General features: G+C 61.5%; 26 protein-coding genes. 18 read left to right on the forward strand and 8 right to left on the reverse strand.

The window, feature by feature from the left end; translation table 11 throughout:
* The first annotated feature begins 184 nt into the window (after positions 1 to 184).
* The 11 genes from CO666_RS30530 to CO666_RS34345 all read left to right on the forward strand — a co-directional run bounded on the left by CO666_RS30530 (position 185) and on the right by CO666_RS34345 (position 8,884).
* A complete protein-coding gene (locus CO666_RS30530) occupies positions 185 to 1,954 on the forward strand; it encodes a ParB N-terminal domain-containing protein (protein WP_097615705.1) in 1,770 nt (589 codons plus the stop codon).
* Between the two features lie 93 nt (positions 1,955 to 2,047).
* Positions 2,048 to 2,524, forward strand: a complete 477-nt coding sequence (locus tag CO666_RS30535) for a hypothetical protein (protein ID WP_097615706.1) — start codon at positions 2,048 to 2,050, stop codon at positions 2,522 to 2,524.
* Entirely contained in the window at positions 2,521 to 3,408 is an 888-nt protein-coding gene (locus CO666_RS30540) for a DUF7007 domain-containing protein (protein WP_097615707.1), read from the forward strand. Before CO666_RS30535 ends, CO666_RS30540 begins: the two co-directional genes overlap by 4 nt.
* Positions 3,408 to 3,752, forward strand: a complete 345-nt coding sequence (locus CO666_RS30545; protein ID WP_097615708.1) for a hypothetical protein — start codon at positions 3,408 to 3,410, stop codon at positions 3,750 to 3,752. The genes CO666_RS30540 and CO666_RS30545 overlap by 1 nt, the downstream gene beginning before the upstream one ends.
* 4 nt (positions 3,753 to 3,756) lie before the next feature.
* Positions 3,757 to 4,221, forward strand: a complete 465-nt coding sequence (locus CO666_RS30550) for a hypothetical protein (protein ID WP_097615709.1) — start codon at positions 3,757 to 3,759, stop codon at positions 4,219 to 4,221.
* 324 nt (positions 4,222 to 4,545) lie between these two features.
* Positions 4,546 to 5,133 carry a hypothetical protein gene (locus tag CO666_RS30555; protein ID WP_097615710.1) on the forward strand — a complete coding sequence of 196 codons (588 nt, stop codon included), beginning with the start codon at positions 4,546 to 4,548 and terminating at the stop codon, positions 5,131 to 5,133.
* Between the two features lie 254 nt (positions 5,134 to 5,387).
* A complete protein-coding gene (locus CO666_RS30560; RefSeq protein ID WP_097615711.1) occupies positions 5,388 to 6,317 on the forward strand; it encodes an ArdC family protein in 930 nt (309 codons plus the stop codon).
* A 444-nt stretch (positions 6,318 to 6,761) separates the two neighbouring features.
* Positions 6,762 to 7,214: an aspartate 1-decarboxylase gene (gene panD / locus CO666_RS30565; RefSeq protein ID WP_245436901.1), complete on the forward strand. Its 453-nt coding sequence runs from the start codon at positions 6,762 to 6,764 to the stop codon at positions 7,212 to 7,214.
* Between the two features lie 378 nt (positions 7,215 to 7,592).
* The gene (locus CO666_RS30570) at positions 7,593 to 7,901 is read left to right on the forward strand and encodes a DUF736 domain-containing protein (protein ID WP_015084482.1); all 309 of its coding nucleotides are present in this window, start codon (positions 7,593 to 7,595) and stop codon (positions 7,899 to 7,901) included.
* A 321-nt stretch (positions 7,902 to 8,222) separates the two neighbouring features.
* Positions 8,223 to 8,387, forward strand: a complete 165-nt coding sequence (locus CO666_RS34340) for a hypothetical protein (RefSeq protein ID WP_179869788.1) — start codon at positions 8,223 to 8,225, stop codon at positions 8,385 to 8,387.
* A 323-nt stretch (positions 8,388 to 8,710) separates the two neighbouring features.
* Positions 8,711 to 8,884: a hypothetical protein gene (locus CO666_RS34345; protein ID WP_174054281.1), complete on the forward strand. Its 174-nt coding sequence runs from the start codon at positions 8,711 to 8,713 to the stop codon at positions 8,882 to 8,884.
* A gap of 57 nt (positions 8,885 to 8,941) precedes the next feature.
* Here the strand turns inward: CO666_RS34345 and CO666_RS30575 are convergent, their stop codons facing one another.
* Positions 8,942 to 9,244 (reverse strand): WGR domain-containing protein, encoded by a 303-nt coding sequence (locus tag CO666_RS30575; RefSeq protein ID WP_097615726.1) that lies wholly within the window; start codon positions 9,242 to 9,244, stop codon positions 8,942 to 8,944.
* Positions 9,245 to 9,690: 446 nt separating this feature from the next.
* Here CO666_RS30575 and CO666_RS30580 point away from each other — a divergent pair, with 446 nt between their 5' ends.
* A complete protein-coding gene (locus CO666_RS30580; protein WP_097615713.1) occupies positions 9,691 to 10,008 on the forward strand; it encodes a hypothetical protein in 318 nt (105 codons plus the stop codon).
* A gap of 233 nt (positions 10,009 to 10,241) precedes the next feature.
* Here CO666_RS30580 and CO666_RS30585 read toward each other — a convergent pair whose 3' ends face one another.
* The 4 genes from CO666_RS30585 to traC form a co-directional block, all read right to left on the reverse strand.
* Complete coding sequence (locus CO666_RS30585) at positions 10,242 to 10,691, reverse strand: thermonuclease family protein (RefSeq protein ID WP_425352443.1); 450 nt, start codon at positions 10,689 to 10,691, stop codon at positions 10,242 to 10,244.
* Between the two features lie 144 nt (positions 10,692 to 10,835).
* Positions 10,836 to 12,839: a Ti-type conjugative transfer system protein TraG gene (gene traG, locus CO666_RS30590; RefSeq protein WP_245436898.1), complete on the reverse strand. Its 2,004-nt coding sequence runs from the start codon at positions 12,837 to 12,839 to the stop codon at positions 10,836 to 10,838.
* Positions 12,826 to 13,041 (reverse strand): type IV conjugative transfer system coupling protein TraD, encoded by a 216-nt coding sequence (traD, locus tag CO666_RS30595; protein WP_097615714.1) that lies wholly within the window; start codon positions 13,039 to 13,041, stop codon positions 12,826 to 12,828. The genes traG and traD overlap by 14 nt, the downstream gene beginning before the upstream one ends.
* Before the next feature lie 4 nt (positions 13,042 to 13,045).
* Positions 13,046 to 13,336, reverse strand: coding sequence for a conjugal transfer protein TraC (gene traC / locus CO666_RS30600; protein WP_097615715.1), 291 nt, complete (start codon positions 13,334 to 13,336; stop codon positions 13,046 to 13,048).
* Between the two features lie 252 nt (positions 13,337 to 13,588).
* On the opposite strand from traC, the gene traA reads away from it, so the two are divergent.
* The 5 genes from traA (at position 13,589) to CO666_RS30625 (ending at position 21,020) form a co-directional block, all read left to right on the forward strand.
* Positions 13,589 to 16,915, forward strand: coding sequence for a Ti-type conjugative transfer relaxase TraA (gene traA / locus CO666_RS30605; protein WP_097615716.1), 3,327 nt, complete (start codon positions 13,589 to 13,591; stop codon positions 16,913 to 16,915).
* 65 nt (positions 16,916 to 16,980) lie between these two features.
* The gene (gene traF / locus CO666_RS30610) at positions 16,981 to 17,478 is read left to right on the forward strand and encodes a conjugative transfer signal peptidase TraF (RefSeq protein ID WP_245436899.1); all 498 of its coding nucleotides are present in this window, start codon (positions 16,981 to 16,983) and stop codon (positions 17,476 to 17,478) included.
* The gene (locus CO666_RS30615; RefSeq protein ID WP_097615718.1) at positions 17,468 to 18,631 is read left to right on the forward strand and encodes a conjugal transfer protein TraB; all 1,164 of its coding nucleotides are present in this window, start codon (positions 17,468 to 17,470) and stop codon (positions 18,629 to 18,631) included. Before traF ends, CO666_RS30615 begins: the two co-directional genes overlap by 11 nt.
* A gap of 11 nt (positions 18,632 to 18,642) precedes the next feature.
* Complete coding sequence (locus tag CO666_RS30620) at positions 18,643 to 19,254, forward strand: TraH family protein (protein WP_097615719.1); 612 nt, start codon at positions 18,643 to 18,645, stop codon at positions 19,252 to 19,254.
* 200 nt (positions 19,255 to 19,454) lie between these two features.
* A complete protein-coding gene (locus tag CO666_RS30625; RefSeq protein WP_097615720.1) occupies positions 19,455 to 21,020 on the forward strand; it encodes a Fic family protein in 1,566 nt (521 codons plus the stop codon).
* Between the two features lie 94 nt (positions 21,021 to 21,114).
* Here CO666_RS30625 and CO666_RS30630 read toward each other — a convergent pair whose 3' ends face one another.
* Positions 21,115 to 21,321: a helix-turn-helix domain-containing protein gene (locus tag CO666_RS30630; protein WP_097615721.1), complete on the reverse strand. Its 207-nt coding sequence runs from the start codon at positions 21,319 to 21,321 to the stop codon at positions 21,115 to 21,117.
* Positions 21,322 to 21,537: 216 nt separating this feature from the next.
* Here CO666_RS30630 and CO666_RS30635 point away from each other — a divergent pair, with 216 nt between their 5' ends.
* The gene (locus CO666_RS30635; RefSeq protein WP_097615722.1) at positions 21,538 to 21,861 is read left to right on the forward strand and encodes a transcriptional repressor TraM; all 324 of its coding nucleotides are present in this window, start codon (positions 21,538 to 21,540) and stop codon (positions 21,859 to 21,861) included.
* 3 nt (positions 21,862 to 21,864) lie between these two features.
* Here the strand turns inward: CO666_RS30635 and CO666_RS30640 are convergent, their stop codons facing one another.
* Positions 21,865 to 22,569 (reverse strand): autoinducer binding domain-containing protein, encoded by a 705-nt coding sequence (locus CO666_RS30640; RefSeq protein ID WP_097615723.1) that lies wholly within the window; start codon positions 22,567 to 22,569, stop codon positions 21,865 to 21,867.
* Positions 22,570 to 22,915: 346 nt separating this feature from the next.
* Positions 22,916 to 24,211: an IncP-type conjugal transfer protein TrbI gene (trbI, locus tag CO666_RS30645; RefSeq protein ID WP_097615724.1), complete on the reverse strand. Its 1,296-nt coding sequence runs from the start codon at positions 24,209 to 24,211 to the stop codon at positions 22,916 to 22,918.
* Positions 24,212 to 24,235: the final 24 nt, after the last annotated feature.

A 24,235-nucleotide genomic window follows, 5' to 3' on the forward strand; every position in this document is an offset into this window, starting at 1 on the left:
TCCGCATCCCGGCCACTCGTTCCGCGCAGGGCTTTAAGCCCCGCTTGTCCTTCGCGGCAGGGACGCTCGGCCGCAGTTGCGCCGGTCCGCCCGCACTGCGGTCCGGGAGGTGTCTTCGAAAGAAATGAAGACAGGAAGGGCCGGCAACAGGGCCGCGTCCCGCATCCCGGAAGAGGAAAATCCCATGCAGATCATGAAGGTCGATCCGCGCTCGTTGAAGGACAACCCGGACAACACCCGCCAGTCCAAATCCACGCCGCAGGCCGACGCCCTGCTGCTCGCCACCATCAAGGCCGTCGGCATCATCCAGCCGCCCGTCATCTTTGCCGAGGTCGGTGGCGGGAACGGCTACGTCATCGAAGCCGGTCATCGGCGCACCCGCATGGCGATTGCCGCAGGCCTCGAAGAAATCGAGGTCCTCGTAGTCGAAGCCGCCAACGACAATGGCGCCATGCGGTCGATGGTCGAAAACATCGCCAGGGAGCCGCTCAACCCCGTCGACCAGTGGCGTGGGATCGAACGCCTGATCGCACTCGATTGGACCGAGGAAGCAATTGCAGTGGCACTTGCCCTGCCCGTCCGGCAGATTCGCAAGTTGCGGCTGCTCGCCAACGTCTTGCCCGCAATGCTCGATCAGATGGCTCTCGGCGACATGCCGAACGAGCAGCAGCTTCGGACGATCGCGGCAGCACACCTAGATGAGCAGAAGGAAGTCTGGAAAGCGCAGAAGCCGAAGAAGGGCCAGCCTGCCACGTGGTTCCAGATCGCCAACGCGCTGAGCAAGACCCGCATGTATGCAAAGGATGCGAGCTTCGGCGACGATCTCAGGGAGGCCTACGGCATTGAATGGATCGAGGATCTGTTTGCCCCTGCCGATGAGGACAGCCGCTATACCACCAACGTCGAAGCCTATCTCGGCGCCCAGCAGGAGTGGATGACGAACAATCTGCCCAAGAAGGGCGTAATCGCCGAGGTTACGCAATGGGGCGAGGCGAAGCTGCCGCAGAAGGCAAGCCGCGTCTACGGCAAGCCAGGCAAAGGCGACCACACCGCCATGTATCTGGATCGGAACGGCAGGGTTCAGACCGTCCATTACCGGATGCCGGAGGAGAAAAAGACCGCAGGCAAGGGAGCCGTCGCTGGAAGCGGCGCCAGCGCCGGCGACGATGGGATCGACGCGCCGAAGCCGCGTTCCGATGTGACGCAGAAGGGTCACGACATGATCGGTGATCTCAGGACAGACGCGCTGCACGAGGCGCTCGCCCGCGCGCCGATCGAGGACGACACATTGACGGCGCTCCTCGTGCTCGCCTTCGCCGGTCTGAATGTCCGGGTCGACTCCGGGGCAAACGACACCGTCTTCGGCACGAAGCGGTTCGCTCGCCATGCGGTTCGGCTGCTCGACACCGACGGCAGGCTCTCCTTCGACATCGACACGCTGCGGGTTGCCGCACGTTCGATGCTGGTCGATGTGCTTTCGTGCCGCCGCGGTATGTCGAACAGCGGTATCGTCTCGCGCATCGCGGGCGAGGCCGTCGGCGCGGATGGCTATCTCCCGAACATGGGCACGGAGGACTTCCTGCTTTGCCTGTCGCGGCAGGCGCTCGAGGCTTCGTGCAAGGACGCCTCGGTTCTGCCGCGCCAAAAGGTCCGCGAGACCCGCGCAGCACTCGTCGAGCACTTCAAGGAAGGGCACTTCGTCCACCCGGCAGCCCTGTTCGCGCCCGATCCAAGGGAACTTGCCGACCTGATCAAGAAAGGCGAGATCGTCGAAGAGGAGGACACCGTCACCACTGAAGAAGCGACGGATGGTCTTGAAGACGAGCTCGCGGGCGGCGGCGCCGCCGGCGAGGCCGCCGATCTCGACGCCCCCGATCTGGAGGCCCCCGATCTGGAGGCCGGTGACGGCGCTCCTGACGAGGACGAAACCGCCTACGGCATCGCGGCCGAATAGGCCGCCATCCCGTCTTATCCGATCGACGACCGCCGCCGGCCATCCGGCGGCGGTTTTGTTTCCATCAACAGCAGGACTTCAAGGAGATATCTGATGTCTGCTTCCCTGATCTATGACCTCGCCCCGATCGGCTCCATCGTCGCCTGGTCCGACGGCACACCGCGCCCGCCCGAGCGTTTCAAGAAGAAGCTGGCGGCCTGGCAGACCCGCAACAGCAGCGGACGCCTGATCCGCAAGGAAGGTCCGCGCCAATCCGGAAACTACGCCTCGCCGGGATATTTCACGCTGCATGAGGCGGATTTCGGCGGCAAGGATACCGTCGTCATGCGCATTCACCGAACCTTCGGTCTTGATTCTCAGCTCACCTTCAAGGTTCTCCAACGCCCCGCATTCGGCTCGGTCCGCGTCTTCGATCGCGCCGGTGCGAACGCGGAACTCGTCCATCTAGCCGACAACCGCGAGGCGGCAGCGGCCTGGCTGAAAGAGCATGGATACCCGAACGCCGTGCTCGAAGAGGTGACCGCCGACGAGGTCGCGGCCGTTCACGTTGAAGGGAGGGTTGCCGCATGAGGACCTCTAATCTTCAGCACGAACTGGCCTCGACCTCAGAGGATCTGGGCGTGGAATTCGGCGTCAGCGCCGACGGGTTCCCGGTCGCCCGGATCGCCGATACCTTCAGGGCAATGGTGCCGGCACGCGATGGCGCCAGCGTCCTCGCGAGCGCCTGGCGCCTCACTCGCCAGCTGTCAGAGCTGACGCGGGATGATTTCCACGGTCACGAAGGGCGCCTCGAAGATGAGACAACGTTCCGCGCGTGTGTGTTCGAGACCGTACAGCATAAGGGTGAACTATCCGCGCTCGGGCGGATCCAGACCCGCATGGCAGCGAGTACGCCATGGGGTCCGTCACAGCTCGCCACCACCTATGCCGAAGGGATCGTCTCTCATATGACAGCCGGTCATGGCGGGTTTCATCTGTCGGCCGAGCGGAATGCCCGCATCCTGCCGATGCTGCGAAAATCCTCGCCCTGGTACGAGGAAGACTCGGAATGGGCGATCGTCGCCCTCACCTTTCCGGACCTGTTCACGTCCTACGAGCGCAAATGTGCGGACGAGACGATCCGCAACAGCTGGCCGTCCGCCTGGGAGGAGATCCACGGCCGCGAACTGGCGCCCGGCCAATCCTGGACAAAGGACCGGGAAGCCTTCGAGCGCAAGCATGCCGGCGACTGGATCGTCATCTCCGCGATCTTTTCCAGCCACCATGCCGACATGACGGAGGTGATTGCCACACGTGGCGGCGGGCGCGATGGGCGGGCGGAGGAGATGCGCTTTCTCGTGCCCCGCGCCGAATACGCTGCGCGTGACCGCTTCGGTTTCGTCATCGATCCCGACCGTCACGATCCTTATGACGGCCCTTCCAGTTTTGTGGGTTGGCGAGGGAGGGTTGCGTGATGACTGCGACGCCAATCCAACATGCGCAACTGTCGCGTATGGAAGACGCGCGGCGGCAGACGCAGCGCCAATTGGAACTGATTGATCGCCAGGTCATGCGCCGGATAACATCGATCCTGCCGCAGCTCGCGCGCCGGCAAACCGGATATCGGCGCGGGAAGGCGCCGGATACCGGTTCTTTCCTCGAACGCTATCGCAACAATCTCGCCGCCCTAACGGCGGAGCGGCAGCCGGAAGTCGATGCGCTGACACGAAAGCTGACCCGGCAGGATGCTGCGATAGCTGCCTTTCGAAAACGGTTCGGGCCAATTGGCGACGCGGCTCAGCTACGAGAGGAGGTCTAGCGCCATGGGAACGATCGGAGACCTCGAACTGAGAGCCGGCATTGGGCCATCGTCCGCGGAGCGCACCGCGTTCTGGCAGCAGTTCCACCACCTCGACGGACAGGCGTGCCTCGATGCGGGTGTGTCGGAGCTCAGGCGAATGATCGCCGCGAAGGAAGGTCTGGCTGAAGTCACTCCGAGTAGGTGCGGCGGTGTTCCGAAGCGCGAACGGCTTCCTCCCTTGACCGACGAACAACATGCAGCGCTCCAGGCCTATGCCGCGAGACACGGGCGTCGCTGGAAAAGCATCCTGAACAACGTCTGGATGGGTGGCGCGCCCTATGACGATGGCGGGACACTCCGCGGTCTTCGAAACACGCACGGTCCGAGCTGGCTGCAATCTTATCGGCTTCCCAAGTCGAAACCTTCGGCCGAGACCCCCATCGCGCCGGTTGAGCGTGAGGCCGGTTGGGGAAGTGACGATGTGTAACGTCCCCGGCAGCCATCTTCCTTTCAACACCTTGGTGGACCGGACCCGTGCCGGTTTGCCCTTCGGTTCTGCTGCGGTCTGAACCAGCGGCCGGTCGTTTCAAGGCCGCGTTCCGCGCCGCGGGGCGGCCGGAAACCGCCGTCCTTCACGGAGCAGGCTCGCGGGCGTCGCAGGGCAGGATGCCCCGCTAGCCAGCAACCCGGCTCCGCTCTGCCTGTCGTCTCCGGACCTTGAAACGTCCGTCTTCCGCCGGTTCGGGGCGACCGCACCGAAGGGCAAACCGGCACGGGGCCGGAGCCGCTTCGAGGTTGAAAGGAAGACATCATGGCAAAGCCCGCTACTCCCTCTCGTCAATCCGCCCGCGTCGTGGCCCTGCGCAAAGGTGCCACCGTCGAGATGGTCCGGCTCACATGCCCCGACAGCGCCCAGGCACTGAAAATCGCCGAGAGCTTCGGAACCACGATCGTCGACAGCGACGGAATCCGCGATCTCCATGAGCGTCTCATCTCCGAGACGGCCGATGCTCTGAGCGATGGCCTCGGCGAAAAGGCCATGCAGATCCATCTGCAGCGGATCGTCGGCGCCTTCGTCGGTTCCGCGCACGGCGCGGGCCAGTTCTACAGCCGCGCCGTCACCGAGGCGCGCGATGCCACGGCCAAGGCTGCCAACGACGCCCGCGACGAGGACCTCGACGGCCCTGTCGGCTACGACAGTGCTGCGCAGCGCAGGCGAGAGTTTGCCGCCGACATGGGCGTGCAGGCTCATGCGCTTCGGATGGCGGCGGAGGGCGCCGTTGCAGCCTACAAGCAAATCGTCGGTGAGACCTGGAAGCCCTTCGATCGGCCCGTCGAAAACCCAGGTCACTCTCTCGATCGCAAGGCGGCCGAAGCACAGATCTCGGCCTTCGACTAAGTGCTTCTCCGGCGGGGCTTGGGCTCCGCCTTTTCCACGGCGAGGGGCACGCATGCCGAGGCGGTGACGCCGAGATCGGCCTGTCGCGCCCCGTCCGGCTTTTGGTCCTGGCGGAACGAGGCGTTCGGGCAACGGCTTCGCCGTCCTCCACGTCCGTTCCGGCCTGCCGGTGCCTTCACACCTTTCCGCTCCGCCCTTTGGACCGCCGTGACGGGGTCGCGATCGGCGCGACCTCCTTGAATTAGAGGTTTGAAATGAGCAGGAAGGACGAAGGCCAACGCGCCGACATCTACACACGGATCACTGACAAAATCGTCGAGGATCTGGAGAAAGGGGTTCGCCCATGGATGCAGCCGTGGAACTCGGCAAACACTAAGGGTCGGATAACGCGGCCGCTGCGCCACAACGGCCAGCCCTATTCGGGCATGAACGTACTCCTCCTGTGGTCCGAGGGGACGGCGAGAGGTTTTACCTCACCAATGTGGATGACGTTCAAGCAGTCGCTGGCACTTGGCGCTGCGGTTCGCAAGGGCGAAACCGGCTCGACCGTCGTGTTCGCCAGCCGCTTCACCAAGTCCGAGACCGTCCGCAACGGCAACGATGTCGACCGGGAAATTCCCTTCTTGAAGGCATATTCCGTCTTCAACGGTGACCAGATCGACGGTCTGCCGGACCATTATTACCATCGCCCGGTAACGGTCCTCGATCCGATTGAGCGGATCGAGATTGCCGATCGCTTCTTCCGCAACACCGGCGCGGTCATCCGACATGGCGGATCGCAGGCATATTACTCCCCGGTGACCGACCACATCCAGATGCCTCCGTTCGAGACCTTTCGCGACGCGGCTTCGTACGTGGCGACGAAGAGTCACGAGGTGACGCACTGGACGGCAAATCCGCGACGAATCGGCCGCGATCTCAGCCGATATTCGAAAGATAGGAGCGAGCGCGCTCGCGAGGAACTGATCGCCGAACTCGGCAGTTGCTTCCTGTGCGCTGACCTCGGGATCGCTCCAGAGCTGGAGCCAAGACCGAATCACGCCTCGTACCTTCAGTCCTGGCTCACCGTCCTTTCGAATGACAAGCGTGCGATCTTCCAGGCTGCGGCGCATGCCCAGCGCGCAGTCAGCTATCTTCACGGTCTGCAGGGGTTCGAGGAGAGTAGCAGCAAGGGGGCGGCATAGGGCAGCCTTGAACCAGGGATGGTGGTCAATGCCGACTGCCGTCTCGTTGATTGGCTCTCGTTCGATTTGCGGATGCTGGTTCAGGGTGAGGTCCAGCTTGCCCCAGATCGATGCCTTTTTTGCATCGGACTTGGGTTTGCGAGACGGTTTCCTCTCGACGATGAACGGTTTTGTCTGCTGACGCATAAATCCTCCTGGGCGACGAATCGCGCCTGAACGATATCTCGCGCGCCACCGAATACAACGGGCTGTCATTCCAAGTTTCATACCGACGGTTTCGAGGGCATGACGTCCAAGGCCATTGGCGACAAAGGGAATTTCCACCCTCCTTGCCTGTTCAGGTTGTTTGTAATGAGCACAGTTCGCCACATAGGTTGTTGCGGAATGCTGCATTGCACAAATATAGGTGGGATTGCGAATATACCGACTGGAGAGGGGCAGGCCGTGGAAAAATACGTGGGCGCGAAGCTGCATGGCATTCGAGTGACCGACGCAAAACTGAACTACCACGGCTCGATCACGATCGATGCGGACTTCTGCCGGGAGGTCGGCCTGAAACCGCTGGAATACGTGGAAATCTGGAACAAGATGTCTGGAGCGCGGATCAGCACTTATGTGCTCTACGGTGATCCTGGCTCCAGGTGCTGCATTCTCAACGGTGCGGCCGCCCGCACGTGCCAGCAAGGCGATGAGATTATCATCGCGTCCAGCGTCTTTTGCGAAATCGATGACATCATCGAGCTCAAGCCACGCGTGCTGGTCTTCGGAGAAAACAACGAAATCGTCGACAGGATCACCTACGAGGTCTTTCGCCGCGCAGACAATTCTCTCGACATGGCCGTGAGCTCCGAGCTTTCCGACAACAGCTACGGATTTCCCGCCTCCATTTCCGGATAGCACTGATGCAGTCGGACGGCGTCCCTGGACGTTTGCCGATGTGGATTGCCGCCGCACCGCTTTCGACCATTGCCGTTGCCCTTCGAGGGGAGCCATTGCCACGTCCCTTTGCCTGACGTCAGCGGCGCTCCATTTGCGGGCTCGATGAGGCATGTCTGACCGGAGAGCGGCTTCGCCTCGATCGTCCTCCCGCAACGGCCATCCGAAACTTTCTTCCCCTGGCGGCTGCGCCGCCATTCCTCGCGCGGCAACAAAGTTCCTCCCGACCGCCCTCCATTTCATTTCGGCCCTGTGGGTGCGGTCCGATCGTCCCCGGTCTTTGCGACAGCCATCGAGGCCGCAATGGAGCGGCCCGAAACAGCAAAAGGAACTTGGACAATGGCTACCATCGGCACCTTCACCTCCACCGAAAACGGCTTCTCCGGCTCGATCCGCACCCTCGCCCTCAACGTCAAGGCCCGCATCGCCCGCGTCGAAAACCCCTCCGACAAGGGGCCGCACTTCCGCATCTACGCCGGCAACGTCGAGCTCGGCGCCGCCTGGCAGAAGACCTCCGAGCAGGGCCGCGACTACCTCTCGGTCAAGCTCGACGACCCGAGCTTCCCAGCCCCGATCTACGCAACGCTGGCCGAAGTCGAAGGCGAAGATGGCCTGCAGCTGATCTGGTCACGCCCCAACCGCGACTGAGGTTCTCGAGGCTCCGCCGCAAGGCGGGGCCTCTCCTGCCAAAGTGAAAAGCCGGAACCAGGCATCGAGCCAGGTTCCGGCTTTTTCGGTGCCATACGGAAACGGGGATAGCCACTCAGATTGCCCGATGGTGCCGGGCCGGGCCGGCGGCATCAAGGACGAGCGGTTAGCCCCCAATTTTATCTCCGTTCCGGTTCCCTGCGCTCCGATAAAATCGGCTCCCCCACTCGCCGCCTCCGGCGGTCGCATTCGCGATCCCTGACCCCGCCATCCCGTCCCGCCCTGCGAGCTCGTCTTTCACGAACTCAAGGAGATGAGACCATGACGATCGAACAGCACATCGAAGAGCTGCGCGCCGAGCTGAACAACGCATGCGACGCGGCCGAGCGCCGCCAGATCGAGGGCGAGCTTGAACTTGCACGGGCCGAGCTCGCCGTGCAACTGGCCGAGCAGGTCGGCACCATCAAGACCGAGCCGCCCTTCTGAGGCGACTTCTCTTCTCATTTCAGAGCCGAGCTTCGTCGGCAATCACCGTCTTCGATTCCAGCGCTTTCCGCCCGAGGAACAACCGCGCCATCGCATCTCTCCTTTCGACACAGCTGTCATCTACGTCAGGGGATGTTGCAGTCCTCGCGTCACGCCGCAACCTTGCGCCGCCAGAATTTTCCCCGCCGCATGCGGCTCCTCGCCCAACCAAAATTCAGGCGGCTCCAGGTTCTCCGCTCGCGCTTCGACCGTTCCGGTGCGGCCCTCCTTCGAGGTCTGCTTTCGATCCCCGCGATACCAGCAATTCGAAAGGAGAACCTACCATGCAACAACTCGCAAAGTTCCTCGCAGCCACGGGGCGCCGGCTCGGCAATCTCGTCAAGGTGATCTGTCATTTCTTCCGCAAGGGAAAGCTCGGGCTGAAGCTCGCGATCAAGATCCCGTTCTTTGTCGAGATTGAGCTCAACTTCGAGACAGATTGGAATCGGCGCGAATGACGCGCCGTGGGCGTCCTCGCGCCTTTTCCTTCGTTCCGGCTGGGCGTGGATCGTTGGTCAGCTGGATGGCCGCTGGGCAATAGTTCTCGGTCGATAGCCACGCGCCTTTTTCTGCCGTGTCAGGTCGAGAAACAGTCTGACGGCCTCTTCCTCCCGTCCGAAATGATGCACCATCATTTGCCCAGAGGTCCCGATCCTCCCCCAGCGTCGCGTCAGGCAGGTTTCGCCGAACAGCGACATGGAAATCTGCATGGCGTAGAAGCGGGCCATGTTCTTTTCGGCATCAGTTCGCTCGATGTAGAGCTGGTAGGGTTGCGTGGCCATATTCATAGAGTCGCCGATCGCCGCCAGAGCGTCCAACGACATATGTGAATCGAACAATTGCGACCGATTCATTTCCGTGAAGAGTGGGGTTCGGGCGAGGCGCCGACGGCGCACGGCTCTAGTCGCGCTGCGACCGGAGCCCGCATGCGGTCTCCGCCCAGCCGGGTCACGATCCTCTCGCAGCAGGAAGCAATGCCACTGTCAAAAATTGTTGTCGGGAGACGGCTGGGACTCGCGGCCATCGGAGATGGCAAGCGGTCGCGTCCCTTCCGGACGCGGTTCTATCTCTCTCTGACGTTCCATTGTGCACCCGCCGTTCCGGCGTCAAGGACATCGCGGCCCCTCCAATTTTCCCCGCACCGCAAGCGGCACAAAGAAAATCGGTTCCTCCGCTCGCCGCAGGGCGGCCGCGTTCCGCGGTCCCTGACCCCTCACGGGCTACGGTGCGGACACTTTTCGTCAGAAACGAAAAGGAGACCCTGATGACAAAGCATCAAATCCCACAGCCGGTTGGCGAAGACCGGAAACTGTCGGATCAGCAGCTGACCGGGCTTGAACATTTGCGCAGCAGTTTCGACGCTGAAGTTCATCTCCCCAAGGAAATCTCGCGCGAGTTTCTGTCTGCGGCGCTGCTTTGGGCGATCGACAACAAGGTCGATTTCGGTTTGTTCCACGAGGCAGGCAAGATCATCATCGCGCACTTCGGTGGTGACGAAATCTACCTCCCCTCCCGGTGGTCCGACAAGCGGTGGCATATCGGCCTTGAGGACAAAGAGCCTTTCGACCCGGGCGAGGATTGAGCTCCAGACCAGAGGCGGCTTACCGCCTCTGGTCTTTGCCTCTCGTGTGAGCCGTTCCTGCCGAATCGACCGGCCGGACCGGCTATGAGAGAAGGGCTCTGCCGCAACTCTCAACCTCACAGGAAGGGCGAGCCCCTCCTTCAAACTTCCTCCCATGGGGAAAGAGGACGGTTCCATCCTCCCTTTCCCCAAACCCCTATTTCTCTCCCGTGCAGGAAAAACAATGATGGCTGTCAGTGCCCCTCGCACCATCCATGGCGGGCGCCATCCCATGGCCGTGCAAGGCCTTCCTTGATCAGAACATCGCCCAGCGAATTGCCCGCACGAGATACGGTGCGAAGCTTCCGCCCATACTTGTCCTCGTCACGGAACCCCGCTGATAGCGAAAACTTTCCGGCATTCAGCAGCGCCAGCAGACGGGACTTCGCCGCTTCACCTTTGACCCGTTCAGCCTCGCAGCGGGGCGGGCTGAGTTCAGGCGTATCGATGTCGCCGATGCGGATTTTCTGGCCCTCGAACCAGAAGGTGTCGCCATCGACGACGCAGTTCGTCCGATGGCTGTCGCCGCAGAGCACGAACGATGCCGATAGCGCATCTTTCGCAGGCCTTTTGACAAAAGCAGCGGCGCTGTAGAGATGACCACTGCGATCAAGATACATCCAGCCGGCGGCGGCGATCACCACGGCCCAGACAATCGCGGTCGGAAAGCTTCTGCCGCGGCCGGGACGGTGACGCCGTGACGCCGATCGCAAGGGCTTGAAGCCGGGACGACCGCTCGCGACCTTCCGATTTTTCGTGAACGGTATGACGTTCTTTTGCGCCAAGCTTTATCCCTCTTCGCCCGCAGACATTACAGTCGGTGTGGTTTCATCGGCGTTTACTGCAGGCTTAGAATTCGAAGCTTTCTTTTCCTGTCCGCCCGTCGAATGAAACCGGTTCTCGCCGACGCTGGCTTTCATATCAGCGCGTCGGAACCAGATCGCGCGGCCGCATCGGAGCGGCGCGTTGCCTGCGGTGAAGACGATCTGTTCGTCGGCGCGCATCCGCAGAACTTCATGAGGCTGTATGAGTGGTCGAGCCGCGAGTTGCTTCGAGCGTGTTCGCGACGATCCCCTTGCCTGGGAACTACGGCTGACCTGGTCGATCTCGACCGTGGTCATGCCGCAGCGTTTCGATATGTAATCGGCGGTCTCGGGATCGTTGATCGCGGCAAACGAAATCCAGCTGGCACTCTCGAACCACTTGCTCGCCGCGTCGCGGCCGCCATAGGTTTCGCGCATCTGGCCGATCGACTGATAGATCATCGTCAGCGTGATGCCATACTTGCGCCCGGCGTCGCGCGCGGTCTCGAGGATCCGCATGTAGCCGAGGCGGGCGACCTCATCGAGAAGAAACAGCGCGCGCCCTTCAAGCTTTCCGTCGCGATTGTAGATTGCGTTGAGAAGCGACCCGATGACGACGCGCGCAAGACCGGAATGGGTCTCCAACGTCTTTAGGTCGATGTTGATGAAGACGTCGGTGTTTCCGGCCGCGATGTCGCTGGTCGAGAATTTCTTTCCGGACACGAGCGCGGCATAGTTCGGATAGGAAAGCCAATGCGTTTCCTTGACCGCATTGGCGTAGACACCGGAGAAGGTTTCCGGCGTCATGTTGACGAAGGCTGCGACGTTCTCCTTGACGAAATCCGAGCCCGAATTGTCGTAGATATCCTGCAGGCGCTTGCGCAATGTCGGCTCCGGCTCCGAGAGATTCATGCGGACCTGCCGAAGCGTTTGGTCCTGCTCATCCGTGTGACCGGACAGGCAGACGTCGGCGATCAGCGCCGTCAAAAGCTGCAGCGCCGATGCGCGAAAGAAGTCGTCACGGACACCGCGCGCGCCGCCGCTGTCGCTCATGATCCACGATGCGACCGACGCGATATCCTCTTCCTTGGTTCCACCGAAACGCCCGACCCAGTCCAGCACGTTGAAGCCGACATCAGGCTTCCTCGGATCGAGGACGAACACGTCCCTCCCCGCCCCGCCGCGATGCGCGGAGACCATCGGTGCGACCTCGTTCGATGGATCGAGCACGATGAGCGTGCCACCCCATTTGAGCGCCGTCGGGATCGTCAACGACGTCGTCTTGAAGCCGCCGGAACCGGCAAAGACGATCCCGTGCGACGAGCCGAAGGAGCCATCAAAGCACAGCAACGGCGACTTGCCGCCGGCGCCCCACGTCTCAGCGCTATCGGCTCGAAACGCTTGGCTCCCGACACTGTCTTTGTCGACCCGATAACGCTCGCCGATGACGATACCACCAGTATCGGAAAACAGCTTCGCCGCTTCCATCAGCTTCATCCAGTCAGCTTCGCCATGGAGCGCCCGCTTGCCCTGAATGCGTTTCGGCTCGGCCCTTGCGAACGCCGCATTGCCGATGAGCACAACACGAAGTGCGAAGCAGGCACCCATGAACGAAGCACCCGCTCCGATCGACGTTGCCGGATCGAGATAGGTCAAGATCGTCTTGTCGGCAGGTAGCGCTTTCGTGAAAGCGGCAAGTCGCAAGGTTTCGCGGGTAGCCGCGATCAGGATCGTCCCGCCGCAGCCGACGATGACGCCCCAGCCTGCCTGCTTGATGCTGGTCGCGCCGGCACTCGCGAACAGGAACAAGATGCCGATCGCCGCACTCGCGACATAGGGCAGGGCGATTCCCGCCCGCCCCCATGCCAGCCGTGCGGCCTCGGTCTTACCGAAACCGGAAAGCCATTGCTCGATCCCCGTCATTCCGATGACGACCAGGATCATCAACGCCGCTGGGCCGACGACGAGCGCAATCCTATTGATCGTCATTGCCAAAGGCCTCCGCGCCGATTTCCGTCAGCCTGGACCGCTCGCCTTCTTCGCCTTTGATCCGACGGGCGACATCGATCAGCGCGCCCAGCAATAGCGCGCGCTTCTCGTAGCGCAGCCCGGCTTTCACGATCAGGCCGCCCAGTTCGATCTTCTCCCGCGTATCCTTCTTGCGGGCATCGGATGTCATCGTCCTCGCCATGCGCTCAAGCCTCGCCAGCGCTGCCCGTGCCCGCGCCAGATGAGATCGGCGCGGTTTGCTGCGTGACGGCTGGCCCTCCCCTTTCCTTTCCGTTCGAAGCAGCCTTGCCTCCGCGAAACCGCTTGGCCAGTTCCTCAAACGCTGCCTGAAGCTCCGCCTCGTCGACCTCGATGTCGCCGAGCCCTGCCTTGAGCGCGACCCTGCCGATCCGCTCGGCTTCTTTGGTCTCGGCTATCTTGAGCTGTTCCTGCAGCTTGGCGATTTCGTCACGGATTTTCGAGGATGGCTTCTTCATTCCGGTTGTCTCCGTTGTCTGGAAAGCTTGGGTCTCGACCAAGATTTTCAGACCCGAGTGCGGAACGCACTACTGTGAATCCTACAATCGCCAGCGGCGATGCTTTGGTGGATGATCCCGGCCGTTCCGAAGGAGCGGCTTCCAAGGGCGCAATTATACGTCGCTGACGCGACGCCCTTGCTGAGACCTGGTCAGGCCTCCCGCTCCCGACGGACCCATTGATTTCGTTCGCAACCGGGAAAGAATTCCGCCGTGGCCGTCCCCCATTTCTCCGTCAGCGTCGTCGCCCGCGGCTCCGGCCGCAGCGCCGTGCTGTCGGCGGCCTACCGGCACTGCGCCAAGATGGAGTTCGAGCGGGAAGCCCGGACGATCGACTACACCCGCAAGCAGGGGCTGCTGCACGAAGAGTTCGTGGTTCCGGTAGACTCTCCCGAATGGCTGCGCGGGATGATTGCCGATCGCTCGGTCGCGGGAGCATCCGAAGCCTTCTGGAACAAGGTCGAGGCATTCGAGAAGCGATCCGATGCCCAACTCGCAAAGGATGTCACCATTGCCCTGCCGCTCGAGTTGACGGCGGAGCAGAATATCGCGCTCATGCGCGACTTTGTGGAGGGGCATATCACGGCGAAGGGCATGGTCGCCGACTGGGTCTATCACGATGCGCCAGGCAACCCGCATGTCCATCTTATGACCACATTGCGGCCACTCACCGAAGATGGGTTCGGTTCGAAGAAGGTCGCAGTAACAGGCCCGGACGGCAAGCCGATGCGCAATGATGCCGGCAAGATCGTCTATGATCTATGGGCCGGCAGCACTGAGGATTTCAACGCGTTTCGCGATGGGTGGTTTGCCTGCCAGAACAGACATCTGGCGCTTGCCGGCCTTGATATCCGCATTGATGGCCGCTCCTTCGAAAAGCAGGGCATCGACCTCGAGCCAACCATTCACCTTGGCGTCGGCACCAAAGCCATCGAGCGCAAGGCCGAGCAGACCGATCAGAGGCAGGAGACCTCGGCTCCCAAACTTGAACGCATCGAACTTCAGGAGGCCCGCCGCAGTGAGAATGCGCGGCGCATCCAGCGCCGTCCCGAGATCGTACTTGAGCTGATCACCCGGGAGAAGAGCGTCTTCGACGAGCGCGATGTAGCGAAGGTCCTGTACCGCTACATCGACGATGCCGGTCTCTTCCAAAGTCTGATGGTGAGGATCCTGCAGAGCCCGGAAGCGCTGCGCCTGGAGCGCGAGCGGATCAACTTTGCGACAGGTATTCGGACACCCGCGAAGTACACGACCCGGGAGATGATCCGCCTGGAAGCCGAGATGGCCAACCGCGCGATGTGGCTTTCCGCTCGTGGCTCCCATGGCGTCCGACCGGCGGTGCTGGAGGCGACCTTTGCGCGCCATGCCCGTCTGTCGGATGAACAGCAGGTGGCCATCGAGCATGTCGCCGGCCGTGAGCGGATTACCGCTGTCGTCGGCCGCGCCGGCGCCGGCAAGACGACGATGATGAAGGCTGCGCGCGAAGCATGGGAAGCGGCAGGCTATCGTGTGGTCGGCGGCGCATTGGCGGGCAAAGCGGCCGAGGGATTGGAGAAGGAAGCGGGCATCCAATCGCGGACGCTGTCGTCGTGGGAGCTACGCTGGAACCAGGGCCGCAATCAGCTCGATGACAAGACTGTCTTCGTGCTGGACGAAGCCGGCATGGTGTCGTCACGGCAGATGGCGCTGTTGGTCGAAGCCGTGACCAAGGCCGGCGCCAAGCTCGTCCTTGTCGGCGATCCGGAACAGCTTCAACCGATCGAAGCAGGCGCCGCCTTCCGAACCATTGCCGATCGCATCGGCTATGCCGAACTCGAGACAATTTATCGCCAGCGTCAGCAATGGATGCGCGATGCCTCGCTCGATCTGGCTCGTGGCAATGTTCGCAAGGCTGTCGATGCCTACACCGCTCATGGTCGAATGATTGGTTTGAGACTGAAGGACGAGGCGGTCGAAAACCTTATCGCAGCTTGGGATCACGACTACGACCCTTCGAAGAGTAGCCTGATCCTCGCACACCTCCGCCGTGATGTGCGAATGCTCAACGAGATGGCGCGTGCCAAGCTGGTCGAACGCGGCGTCATCGCAGACGGGTTTGCGTTCAAGACAGAGGACGGAACACGCATGTTCGCGAACGGCGACCAGATCGTGTTCCTCAAGAACGAGGGTAGCCTTGGCGTCAAGAACGGCATGCTGGCCAAGGTCATCGAGGCAACACCTGGGCGGATCGTTGCCGTGGTGGGTGACGGCGAGCACCGCCGCCAGGTCACGATCGAGCAGCGCTTCTACAACAATCTCGATCACGGCTATGCGACGACGATCCACAAGAGCCAGGGCGCGACAGTCGACCGGGTAAAGGTGCTTGCTTCCCTCTCGTTGGACCGGCATCTGACCTATGTGGCGATGACCCGCCATCGTGAAGATCTCGTCGTCTACTACGGCAGTCGCTCCTTCGCGAAATCCGGCGGCCTCATTCCGATCCTGTCGCGCCGAAACGCCAAGGAGACGACCCTCGATTACGAGAAGGCGTCGTTCTACGGCCAAGCGTTGCGCTTCGCCGAGACGCGCGGTCTGCACCTCATGAATGTCGCCCGGACGGTCGCTCGCGATCACCTCGAATGGACCATCCGGCAGAAACAGAAGCTGGTCGACCTCGGCGCCCGTCTCGCCGCTATTGCTACGCAACTTGGCTTCGTCGGCAGCTTCAAAAACTCCCCAACCCAGAATCCGATCAAGGAGGCCAAGCCCATGGTATCAGGCATCACCACCTTCCCGAAATCGTTCGAGCAGGCTGTCGAGGACAAGCTCGCCGCCGACCCCGGACTCAAGAAACAATGGGAGGACGTCTCGACCCGCTTCCATCTCGTTTACGCGCAGCCGGAAGCCGCCTTCAAGGCAGTCAATGTCGATGCCATGCTCAAGGACGGGGCTATCGCGCAATCCACTCTCGCGAGAATTGCCAGCGAGCCTGAAAGCTTCGGCGCGCTCAAGGGCAAGACCAGTCTTCTTGCCAGCCGTGCCGACAGGCAGGACCGGGAAAAAGCCATCGCCAATGTGCCGGCGCTCGCCCGGAACCTTGACCGCTATCTTCGTGAGCGGGCCGGGGCCGAATTGAAACATGAAATGGAGGAGCGCGCGGTCCGGCTAAAGGTTTCGGTCGACATCCCTGCGCTCTCTCCAGCGGCCAAGCAGACGCTCGAACGCGTCCGCGATGCCATCGATCGCAACGATCTCCCGGCCGGCCTCGAATATGCGCTGGCCGACAAGATGGTGAAGGCCGAACTCGAAGGTTTCGCCAAGGCCGTGTCCGAGCGCTTCGGCGAACGAACCTTCTTGCCACTGGCTGCGAAAGACACTGATGGCAAGACCTTCGAGACCGTCACAGCGGGCATGACGGCTGGCCAGAAGGCTGAGGTCCAGTCTGCGTGGAATTCCATGCGGACAATCCAGCAACTCGCCGCTCATGAACGAACGACTGAAGCGCTTAAGCAGGCTGAGACACTGCGCCAGACGAAGAGCCAAGGGCTCTCGCTGAAATGACGGCGGGAGCAGGAACGTGCCGGGCGAAGACCGCACAACAACGACGGGCGGCAGGGATCATCTTGGTGGCCGCTTCCGTCGGCATACTGGCGATCGGCACGGCCCTCGCCGGCGGTTATCGCATCAATCTGACCCCGAGCGAGCCACTCGGCCTGTGGCGTATCGTTCCGCTCGGTCGCCCTGTTGCTGGCAATGACCTGGTGTTCATTTGCCCACCGGCAACCGTGGAAATGCGGGAGGCACGAGCGCGTGGCTATCTCCGTTCCGGTTCCTGCCCGGGTGGCGTCGCGCCGCTGATCAAGACGGTGATCGCAGTCGCAGGACAGCATGTCGAAATCGGCGCTAGCGTGAGCGTGGAGGGGCGAGTGGTTTCCTCTTCCAGTCTCGCATCACGAGACGGAAGCGATCGGCCGTTGGCGCCGTCTGCGAGTGGAATCGTGCCGCCAGGATATGTCTTTCTGCACTCAGCGTTCCCCGGTTCTTATGACTCCCGCTACTTCGGGCCGGTGCCTGCGTCGGGCGTTCTCGGTCTGGCGCAGGAGGTCCTCACCTATGCGCCGTGAGTACATTCGATCGGCGTTACTGATATCCTGTTCGATGGCGATCGGCGTGGTGGGGTGGAGCGGATACGTGACTCTACTGCCCGTCGCGTTGGCGTTTCCTGTTCTTTGGTCGATCGCGCGAACGAGAATGATTGCGGCGCTCGTGTCGGCCGGATACTTCCTGGCCGCGTCGCGGGGTCTGCCACAGGGCGTTGCTGCCTTCTATTCGTCGGATTTCTGGCCGGGCTTTTTGTTTTGGCTATGTGCGTCCCTGAGCTTTGTCGCCGTGCATACGGTCCTGTGGACCGGGACCGCCGGCATTCGTTCGTTCCGCTATCTCCTTGCGGCCGTCATCATGGCCATCCCGCCGTTCGGCATCACGGGATGGGCGCATCCCGTCACGGCCGCGGGGGTACTGTTTCCGGGATGGGGATGGTGGGGACTGGGGCTTATGACAGTTGGCCTTGCGGGCCTCGTAACCCGCATTTGGCCAGCTGTCGCCATCGCCTTGACTGGCTTTTGGCTGTGGTCCGCCGCAATCTGGACCGACCCGAAGCTACCGGAAGCCTGGCACGGCGTCGATCTGGAGTTGGGCGTTTCGCTTGGCCGCGACACCGGTCTTCAACGCCAGCGTGACATGATCGCAACGGTGCGCCGCGCAGCCGGCAAAGGCGCCCGCTTCGTCGTGTTGCCGGAAAGTGCGCTCGGCTTCTGGACGCCGACCGTGGAGCGTCTATGGACGGGCGCACTTGCCGATGGCGATGCCACTGTCATCGCCGGCGCCGTCGTAATCGACGCCGACGGCTACGATAATGTCCTCGTTGCGATCGACAGGAATGGCAGCCGCATCCTCTACAGCGAACGCATGCCGGTTCCCGGCTCGATGTGGCAGCCATGGCGATCCTGGTTTGGGGAGAGCGGCGGCGCCCGGGCGGACTTCTTCGCGAATCCGATTGCCTCCATCGGCGCCAGCCAGGCCGCACCACTGATCTGCTACGAGCAACTGATCGTTTGGCCGGTCCTGCAGTCGATGCTGCACGATCCGGACGCCATCCTCGCCATCGGAAACGGGTGGTGGACCGAAGGCACGTCGATCGTCGCCATACAGCGCGCCGCCACCACCGCCTGGGCAAAACTCTTCGCAAAGCCACTCGTCATTGCCTTCAACACCTGAAAGGAGACACTATGCTGGACGCAGCCCTGATCAAAGAATGCGCCGACCCTTCCCTAAAACCCGCGATCGTCGAGCAGTTCGTGGCATCAGCAGGGTCGACTGATCCCCTCGCCGTCACCGTCAATTCCGGTGGCCGTTTGATCCTCGTGCCAAAAGCTGCGTCGGCTGACGAGGCGATGGCGATCGTGCGGCAATATGCTGGTCAGGCGGTGGTCCGCGTCGGGCTGACCCAGTTTCCCGCCGGCGTTGGCATCAAGGAAGCGAGTGATCTCAAACCGGACCTCGTCGATGCCTGCCAGAACCTCCGCAAAGGCACGGCGATGTTCGCCAAGGTGCTCCGGATCGTCGCGAAATGGTACGGGAACCCGACGAGCAAAGACGTCTTCCCGCAAATATTCGAGGATGCGGTCTACGCCTGGAGGACCGGCGAATTTGAGGGCGTGAGCGTGTTCGAGGCGGAGGATCCGGGAACACCGGTTGAAGTACCGCAGCAAACTAGGGAGGAGACCCCCGCCGAGGAGGAGAACGCGGCGAAACTTGGAGAGGGTGAGCCCGAGACGGTGCAGGAGGTCGGGCGAGCGGGGATACGGATCGACCTGTCCCGCATTGGAGGTCAGCCGTAGCGTTGAGTTCGGGCGGCGAGGTGAGGTTTCCAAAGTGCAGCGCATCAAATTAGTGTATTTCAAGAGCGCGAAATTAGTGTTGGAAAAATGCTTGAAACTAGTGTAGTTCCAACGCGTGAAATTAGTGTCTTTCAAAGGCGCCAAATTAGTGCGACAACAATGCACGGAAGTAGTGGCCCACACGGAAGCCGGAGGCCAACATGGCGAAGCCCCACGAACTGCTCGCGACATCCCTGGCGGAGCTCAGGGGGGTGACGCAGAACGGCACCCGGTCGGTGGTGAAATCCGAGGAACTCAGCCGTGTCCACCGGGAACGGCTCCAGGACAATGGCTTCCTTGAGGAAATCATGAGGGGCTGGCTGGCGGTGAATTCGCGACCGTCCGCCAATAACAGGATCGATGCCGCCTGGAGCACGGTCTACTGGGAGTTTGTTGCCAGATACCTGGATGACCGCTTTGCCGACGAATGGCGGCTCTCCGCGGAGGCATCCGTGGCTTTGTGGTCCGAAAACCATTCCATTCCTGCGCAGGTTATCGTCAGAAGTCCGAAGGCCAACAATCAGCTTGTGAAGCTGCCGTGCAACACGTCGCTCTATCTGCTGCGCTCCAAGGAAAACGAGCCGGCCGAGACAAGAGAACGACTGAGATTGATGCCGATGGAGGAGGCAATCTGCAACCTTTCGCCGGAGACGTGGAAAACGTCGGCGACCGATGTCATCGCCGTCATCGGCTCGATCCGTGGAACAAACACGTTGCTGCAATACCTGTTGGACGGCGGCCGGAGCCACGTCGGCGGTCGCATCGCGGGAGCCCTGCGCCACCTGGGAAGAGCGCGCGACGCAGACACGATCATGAAGACCCTGGAGTCGGCCGGCTACACCCCGCACGAAGACAACCCGTTCGATCCGACGGTTGACCTGATCACGCTGGATGCTCGACGAGTTCAGGCGCCGGCGGCCACCCGGATCAAGAACCTCTGGGCGAAAATGGGAAAAGACGCCCTCGATCACATCGGATTCGAGCGGGTACGGATCAACGATCGCGCCGGATATATCGCCGACATCGATGAGCGTTATGTGGCTGACGCGCTGAATTCGCTTTCGATCGAGGGATACGAAGTTTCCGAAGAGCTGATTCAGCGGGTGCAGGATGGCAATTGGGAGCCGGACGCGGACGCCCGGGATCACGAAACGAAGAATGCCCTCGCCGCCAAGGGGTACCGACTGGCCTTCGAGGAAGTTCGCGACGATATCAGGAAGATCCTCGATGGAGCGCCTACCGGCGAACTGCTCGAGGCACGGCACCAGGACTGGTTTCGTGCCATGTTCAGCCCCTCGGTGACCGCGGGCATCATCAAGGCGCATCAACTGGCTGGCTATCGGTCGCACAATGTCTATCTGCGGGGATCTTCGCATGTCCCCTTGCCGCCGCATGCAATCGCCGACGCCATGGATGCGCTATTCGAGAGCATTTCCGAGGAATCCGATCCGCGCGTGAAAGCAATCCTCGCGCCGTTTCTCTTCACCTACATCCATCCATTCCCGGACGGAAACGGACGCACGGCGCGCTTTATTATGAACGCGCTTCTTGCCGAGAGCGGAGCTCCGTGGACCGTCATTCCTGTCGCGCGCCGCGACGAGTACATGAACGCCCTCGAGCAGGCGAGCCAGCACGAGAACATCGTACCCCTCACGAACTTTGTGTCCGAGCTCGTCAAGGCCCCACCGCCATCCACGGAAGTTGGGGTCGCGGGGAAAGGCAACTAGAGAGGGCCCGTTCGGCTCATACCCGCCTGCTCCTTGCCAGTAGCCTCAAGGCCAGCCATAGCCTCTGGAGAGGGGAGCCCACGCTCGCGGTATTTCATCTCGTCACGAGCTCGGCAGGTTCGACATCCAGTGCTTCTGCGATTTGCCCAAGGACGGTGACGGTCGCGGACATTTCGGCACGCTCAATTGCTCCGACATGGCGGACGCTGAGGCCCGTACGATGGGCCACTTCCTCCTGCGTCAATTGTTTGCCATGACGGATTCGACGCATATTGATCGCCATGACCTCCTTGAGATCCATGACGCGAGCGGAACCTGAATCGGAATTATTGTTCCAGGAACTATAGTTCCGATTCGTCACGGCGCATGATATTGCTCGTCCAGGCCGTCACAAGTTAGCTTGGGATATTGGGCTCATGAACTTCTGAAAGACAGGCCGTGCAGTTATGGCCTATGCGGTCTAGTGCTCACAGGATTTTGCTTTCGAGCGGCAAATGAAGAAATTAAGGGGAAGCGGATGAAGGACGTGAACTCGTCCGAGACGAACGACGAAGCAAAACCGATGGGATCCTGCTTCCGTTCGATGGACAAGTCGGAACTGGAGGCCCTTGCGATATCCGGGATCCGAGAGCACCGCCGGCTCATTGTCGCCGACGAAGCTGTTTACGAGGAATGGACGCGCGCTTCTGCCGATCCATCAGTTTCGAGCGCCGTGCTGGAAACCTTGCAGCAAGAATACGCCGCACGCCAAAAGAAATCCGAATCCCAGCAGGAAGAGCTTTCGCAGATCATCGATGCGCTCGGCTACATCCCCGAGGTTCCGCTCGACGGCGAGGAGTGACGCTCAAACCAAGCCGTGATCTTTAGCGATCGCCACGAGGTGTGGAACGGTCGCCGCGTCGAGCTTTTCGCGCGCTTTATCGAGGTAGTGCTGCACTGTTCGCGCGTTGATCCCCGTCAACATTGCGGTTTCAGGGGCACTTTTGCCCTTTGCCGCCCACATGAGGCACATCGCTTCCCTTGGCGAGAGCAGCCGTTTCGGGGCGACGATCGTCGTTGCTGCGATGATCTTAAGGCGGTAATGGATCGCAAGGACCACCCGCGTGGCTTTTTGGGCGTCCAGCACTTTGCCGTTCTCGGCTTTCTTCTCCGATGAGGCAAACGTCAGCATCATCGTCGATCCGAAACTGCCTTCGACAGGGATCGTCAGTCCGCTGCGAATGCCGTGCTCGATTGCCTGGTCGCGAAAGCGTCTGAGCTCCGAGGAGCCACGAGCCGGCCAATCATCGGCCGTCCAGGAGAACGTCTCCATGCGACGTTTGGCTTCCGTGATCACGGGGTCGATGCGCGAATAGTGGTTACCGAGGTAAATATCCTGCCAGTCCTCCGGATAGGAGTTGAATGTGCGGATGTCCAGGGCCTCGGTCTGGAGATACGCAAAACGCTCGAAGCCATGGGAGTTTGCGAAGCTTTTCAGAGCGCTCTTGATCATGCGTTCATCGTGTGCAGCTTCGGTCATGTCGATTAGAGAACGAAGGTCACCGTCCACTGGCTATTCTCCTCTTGCGCAGCTGCGGCCTCCCAGCCCGTCGCGCCTTCCACGCGCCGCCAGTTACATGGGTCCCCCGTGCGACCAGCCGGAGCCATACGGGGCATCGGTCCATGGCTGCGAATTCTCTGTCCCCATTCGTTTCCGATGAAAACGCAGTTGCCTTCTATGCGAAGCATATCCACGGTCGTTGCAACTGATAGGTCTACTCACCTCTACCGAGTATTCAAGTCCTCGCTATCTAAATATGACAATTTGGGAACAGATTTTTGCGAACGCTGATTTCCGGGGCGCGGATGGATTGCTCCACCCGACGACACGAGGGCGGAGCAGCGTTCAAAATGGGTTAGCGCCCGCTATATACCGATGGAAAGATGATATCCTGGTCGACCAGAACGTTGAACTTATAGCCGGGACGGATGCGAATCGTCGGCTGAACGTTGAGGTTCTTCGAGATCGTCTGTTCCGCGACGCGACCGAAGCTTTCGGCAAAATTCCGCCGTGCTGCATCCGATGCCGTGTCCTGGGTGGCCAATGTTGAACTCTCCGGCATCGACATGTCGATCCCCGTCCCGATGATTGCCACCAGTGCTGCGGAACCGAACGTCCTCCAAAGATGGCGGTCGACCTTGTCCTGGAAGCCCCCATATCCTTCGGCGTCGGTGCCTGCCATGCCGCCGATCTGTAGGGTTGACCCATTCGGGAAAATAAGGTCCGTCCAGACGACGAGAACACGTTCCTGTCCGAATGACACCTTTGAATCGTAGCGACCGAAGAGCTTTGCGCCCTGCGGAATGAGAAGGCGATAGCCGGTGGCGCTGTCGTAGACGTTCTGGCTGACCTGGGCCGTGATCCGCCCAGGCAAATCGGAATTGAGGCCGGTGATCAATGTCGCCGGGATCACCGACCCGCGCTTCAGTTCATACGGTGATATCTGCGGCACGACCTGGTTTGGCAGGTAGCCGAGATCCTTGATGTCCTGATTGAAGAAATCCTCCTTCGACGTTTGTCCGTTCTGATCGACGTTTTGGCCCATCAGGCCGGATTTCATGGCGGCGGCATAAAGGTCTGAGGCACTGTTCACGGCTGCATTCGTCGGCCGGCGGCCGGTGTCATTGGTGGAGGTCGCCTTCTCGGCATCTCCGATGTCAACCTTTAGCGGCGAATCTAGCGCCGTAGCGCGAGCCTGGAGGCGAGCCATCCGCTGGCGCTGCACTTCCCGGATGTACTGCTCGTCCTGCTCCCGCTTCAGGCGAGCCTTCCACTCCGCCTCGGATTCGAGGGTCGAGCGTCGCTCCTGTCGGTCATTCGGCCGGCGTTCAACGACGGTTTCCTGTTTCTCGACCTTCTGCTCAACGACAGGGGTCGGTTGAAACACTTCCTGCTTCTCCGGCTCGCCGATGATGCCGTCGGTGACACCCCGTTTGAGCTGGTCGCCGAAGCTGGTCGCAGGGGTGTTGGAAGCCCCCTCGATGTCGCCGCGATGGAAGGAAAGCCCCCGCAGCGACAGGCCGATCACGACGACGCCAACGAAGAGCGCGACGACGATGATGGCGATGATGATCGGCAGGCGGTTGAGCCGGCGCATACCATTTTGATCGTCGGCCTGACTGGACGTGCCAAGTTGGAGCGACTGGACCATATTGCTCTCCGTCAGTTGCGCTGC

This window comes from Rhizobium chutanense, assembly GCF_002531935.1.
Taxonomy (GTDB): domain Bacteria; phylum Pseudomonadota; class Alphaproteobacteria; order Rhizobiales; family Rhizobiaceae; genus Rhizobium; species Rhizobium chutanense.